16 protein-coding genes are annotated in these 21,894 nt (G+C 68.1%); 6 read left to right on the top strand and 10 right to left on the bottom strand.

The window, feature by feature from the left end; genetic code table 11:
- Window positions 1-4: 4 nt before the first annotated feature.
- On the bottom strand, window positions 5-1,372 hold the full coding sequence (locus tag Poly30_RS09390; RefSeq protein WP_145196575.1) for an acetyl-CoA carboxylase biotin carboxylase subunit: 1,368 nt from the start codon (window positions 1,370-1,372) through the stop codon (window positions 5-7).
- 63 nt (window positions 1,373-1,435) lie between these two features.
- On the opposite strand from Poly30_RS09390, the gene Poly30_RS09395 reads away from it, so the two are divergent.
- Entirely contained in the window at window positions 1,436-4,018 is a 2,583-nt protein-coding gene (locus Poly30_RS09395) for a hypothetical protein (RefSeq protein ID WP_145196577.1), read from the top strand.
- A 92-nt stretch (window positions 4,019-4,110) separates the two neighbouring features.
- Window positions 4,111-4,848, top strand: a complete 738-nt coding sequence (locus tag Poly30_RS09400; protein WP_419191170.1) for a CpsD/CapB family tyrosine-protein kinase — start codon at window positions 4,111-4,113, stop codon at window positions 4,846-4,848.
- Between the two features lie 18 nt (window positions 4,849-4,866).
- On the opposite strand, the gene Poly30_RS09405 is transcribed toward Poly30_RS09400, so the two are convergent.
- The 4 genes from Poly30_RS09405 to Poly30_RS09420 all read right to left on the bottom strand — a co-directional run bounded on the left by Poly30_RS09405 (window position 4,867) and on the right by Poly30_RS09420 (window position 9,917).
- Window positions 4,867-5,805, bottom strand: coding sequence for a hypothetical protein (locus Poly30_RS09405; protein ID WP_145196581.1), 939 nt, complete (start codon window positions 5,803-5,805; stop codon window positions 4,867-4,869).
- Between the two features lie 110 nt (window positions 5,806-5,915).
- Window positions 5,916-7,916, bottom strand: a complete 2,001-nt coding sequence (locus Poly30_RS09410; RefSeq protein WP_145196583.1) for a carboxypeptidase-like regulatory domain-containing protein — start codon at window positions 7,914-7,916, stop codon at window positions 5,916-5,918.
- 142 nt (window positions 7,917-8,058) lie between these two features.
- Window positions 8,059-8,598, bottom strand: coding sequence for a hypothetical protein (locus Poly30_RS09415; RefSeq protein WP_145196585.1), 540 nt, complete (start codon window positions 8,596-8,598; stop codon window positions 8,059-8,061).
- A 122-nt stretch (window positions 8,599-8,720) separates the two neighbouring features.
- On the bottom strand, window positions 8,721-9,917 hold the full coding sequence (locus Poly30_RS09420) for a cysteine desulfurase family protein (RefSeq protein ID WP_419191171.1): 1,197 nt from the start codon (window positions 9,915-9,917) through the stop codon (window positions 8,721-8,723).
- Between the two features lie 140 nt (window positions 9,918-10,057).
- Between Poly30_RS09420 and Poly30_RS09425 the strand changes: the two genes are divergently transcribed.
- Entirely contained in the window at window positions 10,058-10,747 is a 690-nt protein-coding gene (locus Poly30_RS09425) for a zinc metallopeptidase (protein ID WP_145196589.1), read from the top strand.
- A gap of 256 nt (window positions 10,748-11,003) precedes the next feature.
- A complete protein-coding gene (locus Poly30_RS09430) occupies window positions 11,004-11,900 on the top strand; it encodes a universal stress protein (protein ID WP_145196591.1) in 897 nt (298 codons plus the stop codon).
- Between the two features lie 101 nt (window positions 11,901-12,001).
- Here the strand turns inward: Poly30_RS09430 and Poly30_RS09435 are convergent, their stop codons facing one another.
- The 5 genes from Poly30_RS09435 to Poly30_RS28295 form a co-directional block, all read right to left on the bottom strand.
- Window positions 12,002-15,670 carry a serine/threonine-protein kinase gene (locus tag Poly30_RS09435; protein ID WP_145196593.1) on the bottom strand — a complete coding sequence of 1,223 codons (3,669 nt, stop codon included), beginning with the start codon at window positions 15,668-15,670 and terminating at the stop codon, window positions 12,002-12,004.
- Between the two features lie 282 nt (window positions 15,671-15,952).
- Complete coding sequence (locus Poly30_RS09440; RefSeq protein WP_145196595.1) at window positions 15,953-17,836, bottom strand: monovalent cation:proton antiporter-2 (CPA2) family protein; 1,884 nt, start codon at window positions 17,834-17,836, stop codon at window positions 15,953-15,955.
- Window positions 17,836-18,468, bottom strand: coding sequence for an NAD(P)H-dependent oxidoreductase (locus tag Poly30_RS09445; RefSeq protein ID WP_145196598.1), 633 nt, complete (start codon window positions 18,466-18,468; stop codon window positions 17,836-17,838). The genes Poly30_RS09440 and Poly30_RS09445 overlap by 1 nt, the downstream gene beginning before the upstream one ends.
- A 417-nt stretch (window positions 18,469-18,885) precedes the next feature.
- Entirely contained in the window at window positions 18,886-19,491 is a 606-nt protein-coding gene (locus Poly30_RS09450) for a sigma-70 family RNA polymerase sigma factor (RefSeq protein WP_145196600.1), read from the bottom strand.
- A gap of 25 nt (window positions 19,492-19,516) precedes the next feature.
- Window positions 19,517-19,987 (bottom strand): hypothetical protein, encoded by a 471-nt coding sequence (locus tag Poly30_RS28295; protein WP_419191172.1) that lies wholly within the window; start codon window positions 19,985-19,987, stop codon window positions 19,517-19,519.
- A 342-nt stretch (window positions 19,988-20,329) separates the two neighbouring features.
- Between Poly30_RS28295 and Poly30_RS09460 the strand changes: the two genes are divergently transcribed.
- Both Poly30_RS09460 and Poly30_RS09465 read left to right on the top strand, forming a co-directional pair.
- On the top strand, window positions 20,330-20,755 hold the full coding sequence (locus Poly30_RS09460) for a PaaI family thioesterase (RefSeq protein ID WP_419191173.1): 426 nt from the start codon (window positions 20,330-20,332) through the stop codon (window positions 20,753-20,755).
- 72 nt (window positions 20,756-20,827) lie between these two features.
- The gene (locus tag Poly30_RS09465; protein WP_419191174.1) at window positions 20,828-21,886 is read left to right on the top strand and encodes an alpha/beta hydrolase family protein; all 1,059 of its coding nucleotides are present in this window, start codon (window positions 20,828-20,830) and stop codon (window positions 21,884-21,886) included.
- The last annotated feature ends 8 nt before the right edge of the window (window positions 21,887-21,894 follow it).

Consider the following 21,894-nt stretch of genomic DNA (forward strand, 5'->3'; position numbering starts at 1 on the left):
TGTCTCAGGCCGGCCAGCCAGGGATGGTGCGCGTGTCGTACTGACCGCTTCGGAACTCAGGGGAACCCAGCACGGCGAGGTGCAGGGGGATCGTCGTGGCGATGCCTTCGATGCGCGCGGCGCCGAGGGTGTTCTCCATCGTCGTGATCGCGTCCGCGCGCGTGGCGGCGTGCACGATCACCTTGGCGATGAGCGAGTCGTAGTAGGGGGAGACCTCGGCGCCTTCCGTCATGTGCGTGTCCACGCGCACGCGGCCGGGGCCCTGGTCGAGCGGGATGTCGAAGACGTCGACCTTGCCCGGCGAGGGTTTGAAACCGTCGGACGGATCCTCGGCGTTGATGCGGCATTCGATGGCGTGGCCCTCCAGGCTCACGCCTTGCTGGGTGAAGCCAAGGGGCCCGGCGGCGGCGACGCGCAGCTGCTCGCGCACGATGTCGATGCCGGTCACCATCTCCGTGACGGGATGCTCGACCTGAAGGCGCGTGTTCATCTCCATGAAGCAGAGCTTGCCCGCGGTCGCGCCTTCGCCCTCGGGGTGCATCAGGAACTCGATGGTGCCCGCGCCCGTGTAGCCGATCGAAGCGGCGGCCTGGGCCGCGCGCTCACCGAGCGCCTTGCGCGTCGCGTCGTCGAGTGCGGGGGAGGGGCTCTCCTCGATCAGCTTCTGGTGGTTGCGCTGGATGGAGCACTCGCGCTCGTAGAGGTGCACGGCGGCGCCGTAGCTGTCGCCGATCACCTGGAACTCGATGTGCCTTCCGCCCGTGACGTACTTCTCCAGGAACATGGCGCCGTTGCCGAAGGCCGAGATCGCTTCCGCGCGGGCGGAGGGGAACTCGGTACGGACCTCGTCGGCGGAGTGACAGATCCTCATGCCCCGGCCGCCGCCGCCCGCGTCCGCCTTGAGGATCACCGGGTAGCCGGTGGATTCGGCGACGGAGACGGCCTCTTCGACGGTTTCGAGCAGGCCCTCGCTGCCGGGCGTGAGGTCGAGCCCCGCGGCGCGCATCGCGACCTTCGCGGGCCACTTGAGGCCCATGCGCTCCATGATGCTCGGGCGCGGCCCGATGAAGGTCAGCCCGTGCTGCTCGCAGAGCGCGGCGAAGCGCGCGTTCTCGGCGAGGAAGCCCCAGCCCGGGTGCACGGCCGAGCAGCCCGCTTGACGCGCCGCCTGCACGACCGCGTCAGCGCGCAGGTAGCTGCTGCCGGGCGCCGGACCGCCGATGCAGACCGTCTCGTCGAACTCCTCGGTCCACGGTGCGCCTTCGTCCGCGCTGGACACCACGCACATCGTGCGTGCGCCCGCCTGTCGCGCGGCTCGGGCGATACGCACGGCCACTTCGCCGCGATTCGCGATGCAGAGCTTCCTGAACATGGCGGGGAGGGTAGCAGGTCGAGGGGGTGATCGGCGACAATCCGGGCCGCTCACTCGATCCCCATGAGAAACCTCCTGCTCGCTCTCGCTGTTTCCTTCACTCCGATCGCCGCGGCCTCGGTAGGGGCCTCGGTAGGGCTTTCGGCGGGACATTCGGCGGGACCGGGTGCGCTCTTGCGCGAATCGGGGCATCCAGCGCGCGACCTGGGAGATCTCGTGCGCGGCTTGGGTGCGCCGCGACTCGAAGAGCGGGTTCAGGCGGAGGCGGAGATCGCGACGGTTCTCCGGCAAACCCTCGGCGGGGCGGGGGGCGGTGCTTCCGCCGGGACGCCGCGAGATCGCTACGAATCGGCGATCCGCGAGCTTCGCGCGAGCCTGATCGCCCTTTCGGGTCCCGGAGGCCCTCCTTCCAGCGAAGAGACCCACGCGGGTGCGGCTGCCTCGCGCCGTCGACTCAGCGTCATCCTCGGCGGGGACGATCGCCTGCTCGGGTTCGCGGTCCAGCTCGCCGCGGACGGGCATCCCGCCGTGCGACCCGTGGGTAAGGATGCGCTGATCGCGCAGCTCAATCGCTGGAGCCGAAGCGCGCTGTCGGAGCCCTCGAACGGTGCCTTTGACGTTCCGCGCCAGGAGCTGGGCCTCCCTGAACCGATGCTCCAGCGCGCTTCGTTCCGCGTGGCGCTGGACCCGAACGGTACCGAGCCCGACGCGGCGACGGATAGCAGCGGAGCGTCCGCCTTCGACCTGCTGGACCGGCGGGGCGGTGCGCCGGTCCCCATCGTCGTGGATCCCTCCTTCGTCGAGCGCATGGCGCGGCGTCCCGCCGTTCGCCTCGGCGCAGCGCGCATCGAGGGATCGTGGGACGAGCTACTCGAGCAGCTTTGCGTGATCCATGACGGCGCGTTTCAGCTGCAGGGATATCGCTATCCTGGCGAGGTCTTTCCGTCCGATCGCGTCGAAGCGGGCGACGAGCAGCCGCCTGCGCGCGCGTGGATCCACGTCGTGCAGCGCGGTACGACGCAGCTTGCGCCAGAGGGGCGAGGCCTGCGCGAGCTGGGCGCCGAGCGGATCGCCGCGTGGTGTCGGGACGTGATCACCGAGGGCAACCTGATCCGGCAGTCAGCGGCAGCGCGCGCCCTCGGTGTGCTCGACTGGCCGGCGGCCGTGCACTGGCTGGAGCAGCGCTGGGCCTGGTACGGCGATGTGGTCGCCCTCGAAGGACTGATGGCGGCTGCGGCCCGCGGACGTGTGGCTCCGTCGCTGCAGGATCCGCGCTGCCTGCGTTCGATCCTGGACCTCGTGGAGAGAGACGCGCGTTCGCTGGCGAGCCTGGCGGAGGCCCGTTCGCTGGCGCTCGCGCCCGAGACGATCCAGGGGACCGGTGATGCCTACGCGGCCTCCGCGCGCGGCTTCGAAGAGCGCCTTCATCGACTCTCGATCGGTTTGCGCCAGCTCGTGCCGATGCTCGTCGTCGGGCAGGGCGCGGAGGAAGCGCGCGTCGTGCCGGCGGACGGATTTCTGTTCGAGGACTTCGAGCGAGCGAGTCCGGAGGGCCAGTGGCTGAGGCTCGCGGTGGCCGAAGGGCTGGGCGTCGAATCCTCCGTGGCGGCGGCCGCGGCGCGACGGGTTCTCTCGGAGCCGAGCCCGGTCGCGAGTCCGATCGGGGCGGTCAAGCAAAGGGCGGTCCTCCGCCAGGCCCTGCGCACCCTCGGGATCGTGCAGCCCCGCGGAGATCGTCGGGCAGAGGTGAAGATTCCGCAGCTGAATCGTCTTTTCTCCGAGGACGGCCCCGGGGCGAGGGATCTGCGGGGGCTTGGCCTGGAGCTGGCTCGTCTCCGATTCTTCGACAGGGAAGAGACGCCCGGGTTCCCGTCCCCGGAGCTCCGGCGACAGCGCGAGCCGCTGACTCAGCTCATCATCTGGGCGGCGCTCGTCGCCGAAGAGCGCGCGCCCGAGGTAGCCAAGGGGCCGTCGAAGGGGCCGGGCTGGGCGTCCGTCATCCTCCGCTCGGCGGTCGAGGATCTCCAGCCCGGGCCCTCACCCGATGTCCGACAGATCGAGCGATCGGCGCTCTGGAAAGCGGCTCAGGAACTCCGTGCGCTGGGTGGGCACCCGCTTCAGGCGCTCAACCGCTGGGTCGGCGGCAGCCTGGGGACCGCGAAGGGCCAGGTCCTCGACTCCGCGCTGCTGCGGGTCGGTGCTGCCGGCGCCGAGGCCCGTAACGAGGCCATGGAGCGCTCGGTCAGGGTGCTCGAGTCCGCGGGGGCTCTGGCAGCCGTCGAAGGGGAGCTGGTGGAGCGTGCCTGGCTCGACCTGGCGGCCCTGGTGGGGGACGAGGCCCTCGGCCGTCGGGCTCGGCGCCTTCTGCTGGAGTCCCTGACGAGAGGCATGGACAAGAGTGCTCAGCCATCAGGCACGTCGTCGACGCTGGTCTACGCCGCCGAGCGAGCGCTGAGGTCGCTCCAGGAGGCCCGTCTGGACGCGGACGCCGAGGATTTCCGTCAGGCGCTGCGACAGGCCGCCCAGCGGGCCGACCACCCGCTGGCCCAGCGCTTCCTGCAGATCGACTGGCCGCCGTCGCCCACGGCGGTGGCCAGGGATCTCGAGCGCCTGGAGCCGGTCCATCCGCCCGTCTATTCGTTCTGACCACCCTTTCTGGTCCGGTCCGCCCGATATTCTTCAACGATTCCGCATCAGGGCTTTCGGACCCGCCGTCGATGGGGAAGATGAGCGCAGTCATGGCACTAAATTCCAGAGCAAAGGCGGGCGGCCTCCGCCCCGCAGAACCCGACGAGGCTCGCAAGACGCCCATCCGCCGGGAAGAGCTGAGCGTTCACGTGGACCCACGTGGGCAGATTGCGGAGCAGTTTCGTAGCCTCAGGAACTCGGTGCATGCGATGAACCCGGACGGGGCCTCGCACACGCTGGTGATGACGAGCGCACTCCGCGGGGAGGGCAAGACGGTCGGCACGCTGAACCTGGCGCTCGCCCTGGCCGAGCTGCCGGGCATGCAGGTGCTGGTGCTGGACGCCGATCTGCACAACCCGTCCATCGAGGGCTACCTCGGACTGCCGCGTCGCCAGGGTCTGACGGAGGTTCTCGGGGGCGGTCTGTCGATTGGAGCCGCGATCCGCCAGACCTCCGTGAACGGAGTCTCTGTGATGGGTGCGGGCGCGCTTCCGCGCAACCCGTCGGAGCTCATCGGATCGGAGCGCATGCGCACCGTGCTGAACGCGCTGCGCCAGCGTTTCACCTATGTGCTGATCGATACGCCCCAGGCGATGACGATCTCCGACGCCAGCTTGCTCGGCGCGATGGCCGACGGGATCCTCGTAGTCGTGCGCTTGAACGAGACGCCGCGCCACTACGTGGAGCAGACGATCAACGCGCTCGAGGGACTCGGCGGCAACGTCCTCGGGACCTGCCTCACCGGCGCGAACGTCGAGGATACGGCGCAGGGCTACAGCTCCCGCTGAAGCCCGACAGTGATCGGATCAGCTAAAAGGCAGGTCCGGTTGACGAGCTCTCTCGAACGCATCGGGGCTCGCCTGCGGAGAATCTGCGGCGGGCGGCTCGGCGGGAGATTCGGCGGGCAACTCCACGGGCCCGGAGCTGGCCTGCGGATCGGGATCGATCAAGTCCTCGGGGCGCACCCTCAGCTTCGTGCCTTCCCGCGCTGATCGAATGAGCCGCGCCAGGTTCTTCGACTCCCAGTGGAGCGCCGCCTCGTACTCGGGCCAGCTCGCTTCGCGCCGTCGAAACTCGGGGCCATGGTGGACCCAGCGCCCGGTTCGGTCGCGGTAGGTCTCGATCACCGCGTGGAGGATCTCGTGCTTCAGGACGAAGCGAACGAACCACTCCGGCACGCCCTCCTGATCGAGCACGGGATGGACTCGCACGATGCGGGACGTGGGCTCGAAGCTGCCGAGTCGCAGCGACCGTCTGGATCGGCTGAGAGCGCGGCGGCCCCAGCTGATCCTGGGTCGAGTCACGTCGTTCGCGGGCTCGAAGTCGTTCTCGAACTCGGTCTCGAAGAGCGGCTCTGCGATGGCTCGAAGGTCATGGGCCTCGCCGCCATCATCCAGGGAAATCCTCCGCTCGCGTGGCGGGAGGCTGGCGATCTCCGAGTGGATCCACGCGTCTAGCACCGGCCCCGCCTTGGTCGCGCGGCGTCCAGCGCGGAGCCAGGTGGCCAGCGCGTCTCGGACCTCATGGGGCGCCGACTGGAAGCGATGGTGCAGGCGGAGCTCCCAGCCTTCGATGACGCGTGCGGCGCCGTGTCGCCTGGAGGCGCGAAGGGCGCGCGCCTGGACGGGCGCGCTGCGAGATCGACCGTAGATCACTCGAATGGGGAAGTCGAAGCGCCCCTCCAGGAAGGCTTCCCACTGGGCGACGGACCAGATGCGGTCGTCGGTGGAGCGGCTCCGGTCCATTCAGGAAGCATCCACTGGGACAGTGGGTTCCGCAACCAAAAGCGCGCGTCGTTTCGGAAGGGACTTCGTCGGTACCTGGTGCGGTCCCGACGGAGTCCCCTCCGAGTGGCCTATCGATCCGTCAGCTTGAAGTCCTGTCCAGCCAGGTTGCTGCCGTTCTGAACGGTCACCGTGCGCTGGGTGTTCTTCAGATCGATGTTCTCCTGGAAGGGGTTGTCAGCGGCCGTCCGTGGGCGGGTCGCATGCACCTTGTAGGAGCCCTGACGGACGTTCTTGATGCGATACTCGCCGTTCTTGTTGGTCTGAGCCGTGTAGGTCTTCGCGTTCGGCGTCGTCGGGAACATCTTCACCGTCGCGCCAGCGAGCGGGCTGCCACCCGGGCCGATGATCGTGCCCGAGAGCTCGGCGCCCACGGGAAGCACGCAGTCCGCCACGCGGGACGTCTGCCCTTCGGTCACGGTCAGGTCCTTCATGATCTCCTGGGCGTAGTCGCGGTGGCGAACCACCAGCTGGTACGAGGCCGGAGTCAAGAACGGGATCGTGTAGGTTCCGTCGTCGCCCGTGCGGACGGTCGTCTCCGTCGCGCTGCCGGGAGCTCCGGCTCCGAGCGACTGCCAGAAGAGATCGTCGGACCACTCCTTGTCGTGGGTGGCGACCGTAGCGCCAGCGAGCGGCTGGCCGTTCGAGCCGACGACGCGGCCGGTGAGAGTGCCGCCCTTGGTCATCCGAACCGTGATCGTCGGGGCGTTGGCTCCCATGACGGTCGTGAACGCTTCCGAAGTGCTGTTGGCATAGCCGGGCGCGATGCCCTCGACCATGAAGTCACCGGCGCGCGGGACCACCAGTTCGAAGCGGCCCTCCGGGTCCTTGACCGTCATCCGGGTGCTCGGATCCGCGGTGGAAAGCTCGTTCTGCCCGCCGGCGACCGGCTGGCGAAGCTGGACCTCGAAGGTCGTGAGGGGAGCTCCGGTGGTGAAGTCGACGATGCGCCCGGAAACCCTTGGCAGCGGCTCCAGCTCGATCGTCACGTTCATGTCTCCGGACTTGGCGCGTGAGCGGGCGTCCGGCTTGAACAGAGGGTGGCGAGCCACGATCTGGAAGTCGCCGGGCGGGATGTCCGTGATCTCGAAGTAGCCGGTCTCGTCGCTGACCGTGGAGGAGTTGGTGCTCGGCTTGCTCTTGTCGACCAGATAGGCCTGGATGGTCACTCCCTGGATCACCTCGCCGGAGGTGCTCGTCACGAGGCCTGCGAGCATCGAGGCGACCTCGAGCTTGATGTCGTGGGTCGTATCGTCGGTTTCCAGCACGGCGAGCGGCGGGGTGTTGATCCCACCGTAGCCATCCGCGCTGACCTCGATCACGTAGTTCTGACCGGGCGAGACGTTCTTGAACTCGTACTTGCCCAGCTTGTCGGTCGTCGTCGTGACTGCCTCCGCATCCGCCTGGGAGCCGTCGAACGCAGCCATCATCATGTTCTCGTTCAGCTTCAGGGTCGCGTTCGGGACGGCGTTGCCGCCGGTGTCCGTCACGATGCCGTGAATCATCCGTCCGGGAACGAGCACGAGCGCGGGCGCGTCCGTCTGGTTGCCGTCCTGGATGATGACGTTCGAGTTTTCGGTGCGGCTGTAGTCCGGGTGGGTCGCGATCAGCGCGTATCCGTCGTAGGCCTCGACGCGCTCGAACGCGTACACGCCCTCGCTGTTGGTGGTGGCCACGACGTCCGTGGAGCGGTCGATGTCGTCGAAGAAGAAGGACTGGCTGCCGTAGCGGGTCAGCGTGACCTTGGCATCCTGGATCGGCTGGCCCTTCGCGTCGGTGACGAGTCCGGTGAGCTGCCCGAAGCCCAGGACGGCGCTCAGATCGTCGGTTTGCTGGGTGGCGACGGTGGGTTGCACCTGGGTGGCGGCCTCGGTCCGGTCGCCTCCGGTGCTGATCCCGACGAGCGAAGCTTCGTCCTCGGTGGTGGTCTCGGCGGGAGCATCGACCGTCGTGTTCGACACCGTCACGGCAAGGCCCTGGCCATCCTGAGGCGACTTATCGCCCCCCTGGAGGACGAAGAAGAGACCGGCTGCCGCGGCAGCGACGGCGATGAGTACGAGGAGAGGCTTCATAGGAACGCGTGAGACGAAGTGAGTAGGATCGGTGCCCCGGAAAGGCCCTCGGGATGAACGGGGGCCGGGCGGAGGGCTGGACGGGCCGTGGGACCCGTTCTTCCCGGGGAGGAGAAAAACGTTCTCTTCCCTGAACGAACGGTCAGGCCGTGGCCGGGGTTCCCCGGTCGACGGATTCCACCGAGGTGGGCAGAGCGCTCTCCCAGAGCGCCAGCCCGCCGATGAAATAGGCAAAGATCAGAAGCTCGAAGTCGATCTTCCGGAAGGTCGCGATCTTCGCCGAGCGCCCGAGGAGGGCGTGCTCGATCTGGGCCACGACGCCTGATTTCGCGCCCACGATGCGCCAGCCGCGCCCGAATTCGAGCCTCGGGACGAGGCGCAGCGGCTTACCGCCCGTCCACATCTCGATGGTGCGCCGGGCGACGCCGGGCCGGATCGAGGATCCCAGCCACTCTCGGCCTTCTGTCCAGCAAGCGAATTGGGCCCTGAGGAGCCCAGGGTCGCGCTTGATCTCCAGCACCTCACCCTTTTCGGGCTTCCAGGTCGCGCCCACGATCAGGCCGAGGCGGCTTCGCTGGACCTCCAGAACACCCAGGTCCTTGCCGTTTTCGTCGAGGACGGTGTGGCGGGGACGAAGGAATCCGGAGACGCGGGTGGTGTAGGTCTTGAGCTGTTCGGCCATGGGGCTGATGGGGAGAGCGCGTGCTGGGGACGCGGACGGGCGTCCGGGAAGATTACCCCCGAGATCCCGGCCATGCTGGAACAGTCACCGATTCGGGATTTCGTCAGAGGTCCTCCAGGTTTTCATCCCTTGAGGGCGGCCAGAGCGCCGTGGGCTTCCAGGACCCTGGCTATGCAATCCGAGACCTCTTCATCGGTCGCCGCGTCGGGCATCCCCGCAGCCGCAATGGAGAAACGGAGCGCGCTGGAGGCCGTCTGGTCGTCGCAGCCCATCGCGCGAAGGACCGGCGAAGGCGCCATTTTCGAGGAGTTGCAGGCGGAACCTGCGCTGACCTCGAGGCCGCCGTCGTGCAGCATTCCCAGCAGCGCGGTCGCGTCCAGGCCGGTTCCAGCCAGGTCGAATCCGATGCTGGAGGTGTTCGAGGCGCGCCGCCGGGCGCCTCCCCCGTGCACGAACGACCCCGGGCAACCCTCCAGGATGGCGGCCTCCAGGCGGTCGCGGCGGGCGGCGATCTCGGCCTGGGACGGAGTGGACAGCGCCCGCTCCCGAGCCGCCTCCGCCGCCACCCCCATGCCGACGATCCCGGGGACGTTTTCGGTTCCGGCGCGGCGCTCTTCCTCCTGGGGGCCACCCAGGAACAGCGGGGTGATCGGCGCGCCGGGTCTCACGTAAAGGGCGCCGATGCCCCGCGGTCCGTGGAACTTGTGGGCCGACAGGCTCAGGTAGTCACAGTCGAGCGCCGCCACGTCGATCGGCGTCTTTCCGGGCGCCTGGACGGCATCGACGTGAAAGAGGACGCCGTGGTTGCGGGCGGCGGCTCCCAGGCCCTCGAGGTCGCTGATCACGCCGGTCTCGTTGTTCAGGAGAATGAGCGACAGCAGCGCGGGTCGCCTGGCGATCGCCGCCAGGGCGGCCTCTCGATCGAGTTCCCCGTCGCGGTTCACGGGAACGGTGATCACCTCGGTCCCGGCCGCGGCGCGCGCGGCGCACTTGCGTGTGGCGCTGTGCTCGGCCGTGCTGATGGCCATCGGTCGCGGCTCACCTGAGTTGGACTCGAGGGCGGCGGCCCTGGCGCTCCCGAAGGCCATGGCGGTGCTCTCGGACCCCGAGGAGGTGAACACCACACTGGTGGGCTCGGCGGCTCCGATCATGGCCGCGACCTGGGCCCTCGCCTCGCGGACGGCCCGCCCGGCCGCGCGTCCCGACGGGTGGGTCGCGGAGGGGTTGGCACCGGGGCGTCCGAGCCAGGGCAGCATGGCGGCGATGACGGGCTCGGACGCGGCCGTCGTGGCATTGCAGTCGAAGTGGAGGATCTTCACGCCTGGATTATAGGGACGCTCGCGAGGGACCGCGGGGCGGGCCGACTCACTCCGCCCGACGATTCCTGTAGTCCGAGCCGCGCTTGGCCTATGTTCGCCTGCAACCACCTACCCGACAGGCGCCAGCCTGCTCCCAGACCATGTTCTTCGACCCCGTCTATTTTCTGTTCGTCTTGCCCCCGATGCTCCTGGGCATCTGGGCCTCGTCCCGGGTGAAATCGACGTTCCAGCAGTACGCCCAGGTCCCTGTAAGCAGCCGGATGACCGGTGCGGAAGCGGCGGCAGCCGTCTGTCGCGCAGGCGGCGCCAACGTGACCGTGGAGCGCGTCGGCGGCTTTCTCTCGGACCACTACGACCCCCGCACGAAGACGCTCCGGCTCTCGCCCGAGGTCTACGACGGGCGTTCGATCTCCTCGATCGCCGTCGGCGCTCACGAGGCCGGTCACGCGATTCAGGACGTCGAGCGCTATCCCTGGCTCGGCTTCCGTTCGGCGATGGTGCCGGTCACGAGCTTCGGATCCAGGTTCTGGATCATCCCGCTCATCGCCGGCGGCATCTTCCAGATGCAGCCCCTGATCGTGGCGGGGATCGTGCTCTTCGCGGCGACGGTGGTCTTCCAGCTGGTCACGCTGCCCGTGGAATTCGACGCGTCGAACCGCGCCAAGGCCGTTCTCACGCAGGCGGGAATCGCGCGCACGGATGCGGAGCGCCATGGCGTCTCCAAGGTCCTCGGAGCGGCAGCGCTCACCTACGTCGCCGGCGCGCTGTCGTCGGTCGCGACCCTTGCCTACCTCGTTTTCCGCTACATGGGTGGCTCGAACAACGACTGATCGCCACGAGCCAGGTCGTCATGGATGGGCCAGCGCCTTTGCGCTGGCCCATTTTCGTGCCTGCGGCGTCGGCCGCCCCTCTCCGTTCGCCTTTTGGGTCCAAGACTCCTAGGCTTACGGTCTCGACCGGTCACCAGCGTCCCCAGCCGCCCGCCTCCGGCGGCTCCTCTTGGAGCGTTCCAGGGCCTCCGGTGGATCATCACCCTCGAATGCCACCACTTCCTCGAAGGATCCGAAGACGGTCGGAACACTCATCGTGAACGAACTACAGCAAATCACGGTCGGTATCGGCCTTCATCCGCGAACCGGTGTGCCCGACGCTGGCTCGATGCGAGCGGCCCGCCAGGCGGCCTGGGTGGCCTCGCGGGTCGGGGCCAAGGTGACCCTGCTGCACGCGGCGTGGGCGGAAGACGGCACGGGCCCGATCGATGTCGCACCGGGTGCCGAGGCCGAACTCGACGAACTCTGCATGCTCATGGGGGCGGACGGCGCGCGTGCCGGCTACGAGTTCGTGAAGGGCCATCCTTGGCACATGCTCGTGCGTCGCGCGCTCGCGGGCGACGCGGATCTGATCGTGGCGGGGAAGCGCTCGACGACCGAGCGCACTCGCCGCCGCGTTGGAAGCACGGCGATGCGGGTGATGCGCAAGTCTCCAGCGCCGGTGTGGCTCGTGAAGCCCGATCATGATCTGACGCACCGGCATGTCCTCGCGTCCACGGACCTGTCCGCGGTTTCCGAGCTGGCGGTCGAGTCGGCTGCGTGGATCGCCGGTCAATCGAAGGGCGAGCTCCACGTGCTCCACGCCTGGAACCTGACGCCCGAGCAGCAGCGCGACTCGTCCTCCATGACCGAGAGCGAGTACAACGCGCTCGTCGAGGACGCGCGCGCGCACGCGCTCAGCGCACTGGAGCATTCCGTCTCCGGGCTGGAGACCGATCCTGAGCTCCAGCTCGAACGGGGCGTCGCGCACCTCGAGATCATGAAGGAGGTCGAGGAGCAGCACCCCGATCTCCTCGTCATGGGTAGCCTCTCGATCGGGGGCCGCCCGGGTTTCCACATGGGGACGGTGGCCGAGCGGGTGCTCGGGCAGGTGGACGAGTCGATCCTGGCGTTCAAGCCGGGCGACTTCGTTTGCCCGGTCGCGCTGGACTGACGCGCGACCGGTAGAGCCGTCAGGTGTTCGCGCCGTTCGCGGCGCTCACGGAGACGCTCGTCGGAAGCACGCGGGGTCCGATCGAGATCCTTCAGCGGAAGTCACTGGCCCGAGCGTTCCCGCTGGTACCTGTGGAGTCGCAGCGTCAGCGTCCACCAGGTGGCATGGAATAGAAGCGTGGCCAGGGGGGCGCTGCGCAGGGCGAACTGGAGCTGGACGAGCGTCGAGTTCGCCCGCGCTTCCGTCAGCCAGCGAGCCAGTGCCAGGGAATCTTCTCGGTGGGCGGTCTCCAGCGTGAGGATGAGGCCGGAGAGCAAGCCGTCGCCGAAGTAGACCGCGAGCACCGTGAGGAGCACGAGCGAGCTCAGGGGTTGACCGAGGCCGAGGCGCCAGGCGGCCGCTTCGAGGGTCACCCCACCGATCAGCGCGCCGAGCGGCCAGAGCAGGGTGGCCCAAGCGAAGGCCGTGTTGCCGCCGCCGAACGAGGTCGCGGAGGCCGTGAGCGCCGCTGCCGCCAGCCAGAGAACGGCGGGGGCGCGCGCGGCCCACGACCTTGACGACGTCGGGACGCTCAGCCATGCGCAGGCGCTCGCCACCAGCAGGATCGGCGCGACCCATTGGCGCGGAATCTGCTGCAGCGGAACCAAGAGAATCAAGAGGCCCATGAGCACTCCGAGCATGACCTGGGCCGATCGGCGGCAGATGATTCGCACGCTCACTTCCGCACGTCGGGCCCGCCGGAAACCATCGACGATCCCGAAGAGGGCCGAGACGCCGAGGAACGCCAGGAGAATGCGGACGATCCACTTTCTCTGGGGGGACATCGTCTTCGGCGTGGATGCGGCGCGGGCAGGAGCGGCATTTCCCTGCTCGATCTCCAGGTAGCGGGATCGCAGGTGGTCGAGCGTGTTCGAGTCGAGCCACTCTGGCAACGCCGTATGCGGGAGGTCGAGCCGGGCGGCGAAGATCTCCAGCACCTCCTCGCCGTCGGCGTCGGAGTGCCGGTACTTCATGAGCGGCTCCGTGGTCTCCGGCGCGAGCCCTCGCCAGGCGCCGGCGACGAAGGAGGCCATCGGACCGGCTCGACCGCTGTCGCCTGGAAGCGGCTCGAAGTGAAGGACTGGGCCGCCAGGGGGGAGCTCGACTCGGCCGGTCAAGAGCACCTCCGCGGGCTTCGCAGGTCTCTTCACGGACTGCCAGAGGAGCGCGGGTGGAGGGGCCTTGTCGAGAAATCCCCCGTTGATGAGTGGTGTCCTCCAGGCGGTCCCTTCGACGTCGCGAAGGGCGCGGACGAAAAACGGTCTACCCGGCATCACGACCTGCGCGTCTTGTTCGATCAGCAGCGGCTGCTCCGCGGGCTCCGTCGCGTCGAACCAGGCCCAGCGCACACGGAAGCCGAGATCGCGGCCCGTGCCGCTCTCCTCCGCGACCAGGCGATACCAGTCGCTGGCGAGCGACGTGGGCTCCGGGCCCGGGTAGCCCGTCTCGAGCGCAGGCCAGAGCGGCGTTCGACGTCCGAGCTTGTGCGCGAGGAGCCGTTGGAGCGGAGCGCGCATCGAACTCTTCGCCTTCAGAAACTGCTCCTGCAGATCCGCTGCGCCCATCGACTCGAAGGTCCCGGTGAGCCCGAGTGCGTCATGCATGCGCTGGCTCAGCTCTGCGGCCGATGCCGGAAGTGGGTTCACGAGTTGATCGCTCCCGTACCGCGTGAAGAGAAGACCCGACCAGGCCTCCCGCGTGCGCTGCGGCGAGCCGCTGAGGTCTACCATCCAACGCAGTAGCTCCAGGTCCCACTCTGCGGGCGAGGTGGAACTCCACGCGGTGAGCCGCGCCGTGAGTTCCTCCGGGCCCAGGGCGGTAGCGACCCCGATGCGACCGCTCCAGGGGGAGCCCGGGAAGCCCGTGATGGCGCACGCGATGTGCCGCGCCGCCTCACGCACGGCGGGGTTGGGGTCGTCGATCGAGCGGATCCACCCGGGGAGCGCAGCCGCGCCGCGCTCGGAAAGATGGTCCATGAATTCCTGGGTTCGCACGCATTTCCCGAGCACGGGTTGCAGCGTGCTGCGGGTCAGCGCGCCGTCTTCGACCCAGAGAAGCAGGAGCTGATCGGCCGCGTGGCCCTGGCGTGACATCCACCCGATCAGGGGCTTCGCCAGACGGGTCTGGAGGAGGGCCACTGCCACCTCGCTCCACGTCTGGTGATCAGCGCCGAGCCATGCGGGTACGAAGGCGTCGAGCACTTCGGTCCAGCCCCCGGCCCGGTCCAGGAAGATCTCCTCGTCGGCCTGGATCGGGCGAGCGTCACCTCTTCCTTCGAGCTGGCGGGAGGCCAGGTGCAGGAGCTTCCAGCTGCTATCGGCGCGGCCCTTCGCCGAGTCTTGTTCTTCCAGGGCGACGCGGATTCGCCGGTGTACGTCCTCGTCGCCGCTCACGAGCTTTTGCGCCAGGGCCGCCTGGAGTTCGCCGTCGTCGAGCGCCGCTCCTTCGTCGAGCGCCTGGCGCAGCAGCAGACGTGACGCCGCGGCCTCGCCGTTCGCCGCCATCGTGCGCGCGGCTCGCAGAACGGCGGGGATCTCCGGGCCGGGCGAGTCTGGCCGGAGGGAAGACAGCGCCAGTGCCGTGACGATGACGCTCACCAGAATGGCCGCGAGCGTTGTTCGATGGCGCTTCGTCCAGAACCCGAGCCCCCTCATGACGGACGGTGGCTCCGCGAGCACGCGCGCTCCCGCTTCGAAGCGCTCGAGGTCCTCTAGGAGCGCGCGCGCCGTCGGGTAGCGGTCGGCGGGCGACTTGGCCATGGCCTTGTGCGCGATACGCGCCAGCGGGAGAGGCACGCTGGACCTCGTGCGCATGAGCGAGAGAGGCTCGCGTCGCTCGATGCTCTGGACGAGGTCCATGAGCCCGAGTCCAGCGAAGGGCGCCTTGCCCTCCAGGCACTCGTACAGGATAGCTCCCATCGCGTAGATGTCGCTCGTCTCTCCGATGAGCGCCCGGTCGCCGCGGATCTGCTCGGGGGCCATGTACGCAGGCGTCCCGAGAAGGTGCCCGGTCACGGTCAGGTCGGTCGCCGCCGTTCGATCGAGGGCGAGGCCGAAGTCCACGACGTAGGCGTCGCCGTCGCCATCGATCAGGATGTTGGCGGGCTTGAGGTCGCGGTGGACGATTCCGCGCTCGTGGACGTAGGCGATCGCGCTCGCGACCTGGCGCAGAAGCCGGACGGCGCGGGCTGGATTCATGGCGCCGCCGCGCTTCAGGGCGGCAGCGAGGCTCTCTCCTTCGATGAGATCCATCACGAAGTAGAGGTGCCCGTCGCTGGTGCCCACGTCGTGGATGCGAACGATGTGGCGGTGGCGCAGGCGGGCGAGGCTCTTGGCCTCACGCTGAAACCGTTCCAGTGCGGCGCCGAAGACGATCTCGGTCGGCATCAGGACCTTGACGGCCACGTCGCGGTCGAGGCTCACCTGGTGAGCGCGCCAGACGACGCCCATGCCGCCGCGCCCGAGTTCCCCGCGGACCGCCAGGTCGGCCGGGAGCTTCGGAGCCTGCAAATCCTGTGGAAAGGGCGAGGCGGGCGGGCGCCCGGCACCCGCCTCAGCCCCAGGGCGGAGCCCCTCCAGTGCGCGCAGGGCGGCCTCCACGTCCTCTAGCTCCAGGTCGTAGCGCTTCGCCCACTGCTCGGGGCGCACGGACTCTCCGGCGCGCAGCGCGTGGCCGAGGGACTCACCGAGCTCGAAAAGGCGCTCGTCGCGGTTGTTGTCTTCTGGACTCATGGCAGGGGGCGAAGCGTCAACGCCCGATCCATCCGCCGGGTGACTTCCATCTTTCTCGGAACGACCGGGTTTCGAGTGGACTGGTCGTCATGGCATGAGCCCTGCTGAGCCCACCAGGGAGGCTACGCCGCGGCGGTCCGCGGGTAAAGATGGAGGCCGTTTGGATGGATGATCATCAGGGACTCACGGTGCCAAAGCCGCCGTGCCTGGCGATGGCGATGAACGCGGACCTTTGCCTTCAGGTGGGGCGGGCCCAGGCGAAGGAGCCTCCGCCTGAACGGCTCAGGAAAGCCCGTCGAGGAGGCGATTGTCGTCCTTGGGAGGGGGCGTCCAGCCTCTCGAGGTCGAGTCGTGTCGCTCGGTGAGGCGGTCCGACTCCATCAGCGCCGAGAGGCCCGCCACTCGAGCGCGAAGGGTGCTGACGAAAGCCGCGTCCATCCCGTTCTCGGTCCAGTAGGCGCGCAGATCGTTCTGGATGGCATCGTCGTAGAGCCGAAAGCTGCGCGATTGACGCTCGGCCTTGAAAGGATGGACACCCATCGCCACCAGCGCCTGGCGGCCCGCAGCGATCGCTGATTCGCGAACTTCCCGAATGACCTCCTGGGCGCCCGCCCGCTCCAGCTCGATGACCTCCTCGTAGTGGAAGGCCCGCGCGATGATGTGGATGTCCGGGCGCTGACGACGGACCAGCTCGACGAGCTCGACCTGCTTCTGATGATCGTCGAGCGCCGCGACGAAGAGCTGCGCCTCATGCAGTCCGGCGGCTTCAAGGAGGTCCGAACGCGTCGCATTCCCGAAGTAGGCCTTGATTCCGATCTTGCGGAGGAGCTCGATTCGATCCGCGCTGTGATCGAGCACCACGACGCGCTGCCCGTTGGCCACCAGCATGCGGCTCACCACGACCCCGAAGCGGCCCACGCCGGCAACGACCGCCGATCCGTGCTCATCGATGCTGTCCGCCGGACGCTCGGGCTCACCGATGGACCGAGGCGCCACCACGTGTTCGTAGAAGAGGAAGAGCAGGGGCGTCAGCATCATCGTGACCGCCACCGCGAGGATCAGAAGCCTTGTGAGATCACCCTCGATGACGCCCGAACTCCTGGCGAAGCCGAACAGGACGAACGCGAACTCACCTGCCTGCGCAAGGCTGAGGCCCAGGAGCCACAGCGGGGCGCCGCGCATACCGAAGATTCGCCCCACGCCCAGCACCACGAGGAGCTTCACGAGCATGATCCCGATCGCGATACCGAAGATCGTTCCGGGTGCATCGGCAATGAGCGCGAAGTCGATCCCTGCGCCCACGGTCAGGAAGAAGAGCCCGAGCAGCAGTCCTTTGAACGGCTCGATGTTGCCCTCTAGTTCGTGTCGGTACTCGCTGTCCGAGAGCACCACGCCCGCCAGGAACGTACCGAGCGCAGGGGAGAGCCCGATCTTCGTCATGAGAATGGCCACGCCGATGACGAGCAGGAGCGCCGCGGCCGTGAAGATCTCGCGCAGACGCGCCGCCGCGATGAAGCGGAAGACGGGCCGCACCAGGAAGCGGCCGGCCACGACGATGCCCACCATCACGCCCACGATCACGGGGGCCTGGGCCCAGCCGGGTAATGCGTCCAGACCGCTCCCGTGATGGCCGTCGGCGATCGACGCCGACGACGGGAGCACGGCCAGAAGTGGAATCACCGCGAGCATCGGAATGACGGCGATGTCCTGGAAGAGCAGCACCGAGAACGCCGACTGACCCGCAGGCGACTTCAGCCAGCTCTTCTCGCCGAGAGTCTGGAGCACGATCGCCGTGGATGAGAGCGCGAGCGTCATCCCGATCGCGAGCGATGTCTGCCACGGAACCCCCATGGCCATGGCGGCTCCACCCAGAAGCGCCACGGAGAAGACCACCTGGAGCCCGCCGAGACCCAGGAGCTTGCCTCGCATCTCCCAGAGCATCGAGGGACGCAGCTCGAGTCCCACGAGGAAGAGCATCATCACGACGCCGAACTCGGCGAAGTGCTGGATGTCCTCGGTCTCGGAGCCCACGAGTCCGAGGCCCGGTCCGATCACCACGCCTGAAAGCAGGTATCCGAGCACCGATCCAAGCCCCAGGCGCTTCGCCAGCGGGACCGCGATGACAGCCGCCAGGAGGTAGATGAAGGCATCGTTGAGCGGTCCCATCAGCGCATTCCACCTGAGCCTTGGATCCCACCCGAAGTCTCACCGCCGAGGTGGGTGGCGAGGCAGTCCACTCGCTCGGCCAGGTCCAGGTCGAGCCGTTCCTCGACCAGCGCCTCCAGAAGCTGCCTGTAGCGCTCGAGGTGCGGACCGAGGCGCCCTTCCTCCACGGAGTGCCCGGCCCCGAAGAGCACGAACGGAGAGAGGTAGCGCATGCCGCAGAGCTGGGCCGTGTACTCGAACGGCGCGAAGAAGCGGCGCAGGCTCATGTTGTAGCTGCCCTGCTCGGTGTAGACATGGCTGGGCGCGCCGGCCGACACCACGCTGATGAGCGTCTTGCCGCGCAGCGCCGTTCCCTCCGTGCCGTAGGCAAACCCGTACTCGAGGACGAGGTCCTGCCACTCCTTGAGTAGCGCCGGGCTCGAGTACCAGTAGACGGGGTGCTGGAACACGATGACATCGTGCTCGACGAGCCGCCTTTGTTCGGCGTCCACGTCGATGTCGAAGCGTGGGTACTCCGCGTAGAGGTCGACCAGGGTGACCCCCGGGGTCTCCCGGGCGACCCGAGCCAGATGCGTGTTGACCTCCGAGCGATCGGCTCGAGGATGGGCGAAGAGGACGAGGACGTGGCTCATGGCCTTGATTTTGGACGTACCCGCTCAGGAGTCCGTCGAAAATCGGCGATTCGCGGAGCATAGGTGTCCGGCCGCGACTCTGCGTTGACGTGGCCGCCCAGATGACATCCAGCGACAGGTCGAACGCGACCGGCCTGCCCGGCTCTTCCCGCTGCGTCCTCTCCCTCCATCGCTTCGGACGACGTCGATCTCTGGAGGCGCGTCGAGACGTTCCTGGCGGGGTCAGTACCGTTCAGAGCAGGGCTGTACGGTAGAGCTTCATGGACATGCGATTGTAGGGTCACCGGCACGTCGTTGTGAGCGGTCGCTGCACCGTGGAACGGCCGTTCCGCACCCGTGCCGGTCGCCCCGCATCTACCTGGGCTTTGGCTATTCTGGGCTTCGACTACTCTGGGCTTCGACTACTCTGGGCTTTGGCTACTCTGGGCTTCGGCCGAGACCGGCGCCGAGAAGGCCGAGTACGCGCCCCAGTCTTCGGCGTACCGCCGTCGGAGAAGCTCCCGTGCGATCGGCGATCTCCTCGAGCGTCAGCTCTTCGAAGTGGCGCATCAAGAGCGTCTCGCGGTCACGCTCGTCGAGGCGGCCGACGGCGTCGGTCAGCGCGCCATGGGACTCGAGGCGGGCGGCGGCGGAGAAAGGACCGGTGGCCGACGTTCGCGCGACCTCCAGCCACCGGCTCACGGGCTGTCGCTGGCCCGGGGGCGTTCGCTTCCTTCGGGCGCCGTGGCGCCCGAGGTCGACGATGCGATGTTCGGCGATGCGGCAGAGCCATGCGCCGAACGAACCCTCGCCCCGGGGCTCGAAGCGTTCGAGACCCTCGAGCGCCGCGACCCATGTTTCCTGGACGACGTCGTTCGGCTCGAATTCCGTCCTGAGCCGCGCGCCCATACGGAGCTCGACGAACAGCTGGAGCCGCTCGCCAGCGCTGGCGAACAACGACTCGAGAGCCGAGCGCTCCCCCGCCCGCGCGCGAAGGAAGAGCTGCTCCGTCACCTCGGGAGACTCGCTGTCGGAAAGCGTCATTCGATGTCCTCGTGAATGGTTCGGGCTAACCGCCCGGCGGCAGCTCGTAGATTCCGCGCCTGCCGCCGGCGAGGCGGCCCTGGTGGACGAGCTGGTCCCAGACTTCTAGCGGGTACCGGCGCGGCGGCATGATGCCGGTGATCGTCGATCTGCGGCCTGAACTCATGGGACCGCCGCCCAGCGAGGACTCGGCGTCGAGGATCGTGACCTTCAGCGACTTGCGGTACGCCTTCATGGCGCGCTTGAGCACGGAGCGATCGTGCTCGAGCATCACGCGGTCGCCGGAGTGCCAGCCCTGGACGATGCGCGCGAGGGAGTCAGCGTCGCGTCCTTCGATGGCGGAGGTGAGCTGGGGGTCCGTGTCGCGGGGAATTCCGTAGTGAGCGAGCGCCTCACGGGCGGTCCCCCAAGCGGTATCGCTGTGGGGATCGGCCTCCAGTTCCGTCGCGACTCCGGTGAGTACCGAATGGACCAGGGACATGTCGGGTTCGTGCATGGGGGCAGCGCCGGATCGACCGGTCGGAGAGCGGGAACCCACGCACGGTATCAACCATCGATCCGGAACGTAACCGGCACGATGACGACATCCGGAACCGGTCGGCCCACGGGGCGTCCACCCGAACCCCGGGTACAGTGGCGCCGCGCGGCTCGTCCGTGGCGATGTGGGGCCAGTGCCCATCAATGACCTCGCCGAAAGAGCAGCGATGCCGTGGGCCCGCGGCGGGCGAGAGGCGAAGTGGAAGACTCTGCACTTGAGAACCGCTACCGTGTGGGTCGAATGGCAGCCGCCCCTGAACAGACGTCCACTTCGCTGTGCGAGAGCTGGAGCACGCGCACGATGCGTTGGCGATTCAACCTGCACCCCGCTTACCGCGGAACGGGCGCGCGGATCACGTTCATCGCATCGGACTGGAGCGAGGTGAGACTGCGCCTCCCTCTCAGCTGGCGAACACGCAATATCGTCGGCACCATCTTCGGCGGGAGCCTCTACGCGGCGCTGGATCCGATCTACATGATTCAGCTGATGCGCGGCCTGGGACCCGACTTCATCGTCTGGGACAAGGCGGCCACGATCCGCTTCAAGCGCCCGGGTCGAAGCACGCTCCACGCCACGTTCCGGATGCCGAGCGCCGAGGTCGAGTCCGTGCGCAAAGACGTGCTCGAGCAGGGGAAGATCGAGCGCACCTATTCCGTGGTCCTGGTGGATGGGTCCGGGCTGGTGCACGCCGAGTGCGAGAAGGTGATCAGCCTTCGAAGAGCGTAACGATTCGGTACGATGGGACGACGCCCTGGCGGATCGACGAAAAAACTCCGTCTGGTTTCCCAGGAACTGATCATGCCACGCTTTCATCTCGCCGGTCCCTGGCTCCTCACCAGTGCTCTGGCCTGTGCCGCGGCCCTTGCTCAGGCCTCGGCTCAGGCCTCGGCTCAGGCCGGTGCCCAGGTCGGACCTCTGACGGATGCTGACCCGCGCCAGGAAACAGGCTCGGCGCTGAAGTCGTCGCAGGTCTCGCTGCTGGAGGCTCGGCGCGGATTCGTCACGAAGCTCACCGAGGAAGCCCGAGAAAGCCAGGCGCTTCCCGTGCCTCCGGAAGGCAGCGACTTTGCCATCGTCGAATACGTTGCGCCCGTCGGAAAGCTCTCCGCCTACCTTTGCGTGCCGCGGTCGATCCCGGACGCGCGAGTGCCGTCCGAGAAGGGCCGTACTGCGATCGTCTGGATCACGGGCGGCTATCCGACAGCGCGGGGCGGCGCCTACGTCTTCGAGAAGGGGCCGCCGGAGAACGACCAGTCCGCGGCACCGTTTCGCGAGGCTGGCATCGTCATGCTCTTTCCGACCGTGCGTGGAACTGCCACCAATCCGGGTCTGCAGGAAGGCATGTTCGGCGAGGTCGACGATGTGATCGCCGCCGGCGAGTACCTGCGGAGTGTTCCGGGCATCGACCCCGAGCGCGTCTATCTCGGCGGGCATAGCACGGGCGGAACGCTCGTGCTGCTGGTCGCCGAATCGACGGATCTATTCCGCGCGACCTTCTCGTTCGGACCCGTGGGGGAGCTAGCCGACTACGGCGGGCGAACGTGGACCTTCGACGCCGGGGATGAACGCGAATGGCGCCTGCGGTCGCCGCTGCATTACCTCGGCGCGATCACCGCGCCGACCTATGTGTTCGAAGGAGATGGTGGCAACATCGAGGACCTCGTCAAGCTTCGGGAAGGGAACGGGAATCCGCGCGTGCGGATGATCGATCTCGAGGGCGCGGATCACTTCGAGGCCCTGACGCCCATCAACCGCCTGCTGGCGGAGAAGATCGCCGCAGGCCACCGGGGTGAGTTCTTTCTCGGGGCCGCGCGTGCGCGGGCCGCGTACGCGAAGTTCGCTTCGGAGAGGCGCTGAACGGGGGG

Source organism: Saltatorellus ferox (assembly GCA_007751475.1).
GTDB lineage: Bacteria > Planctomycetota > UBA1135 > UBA1135.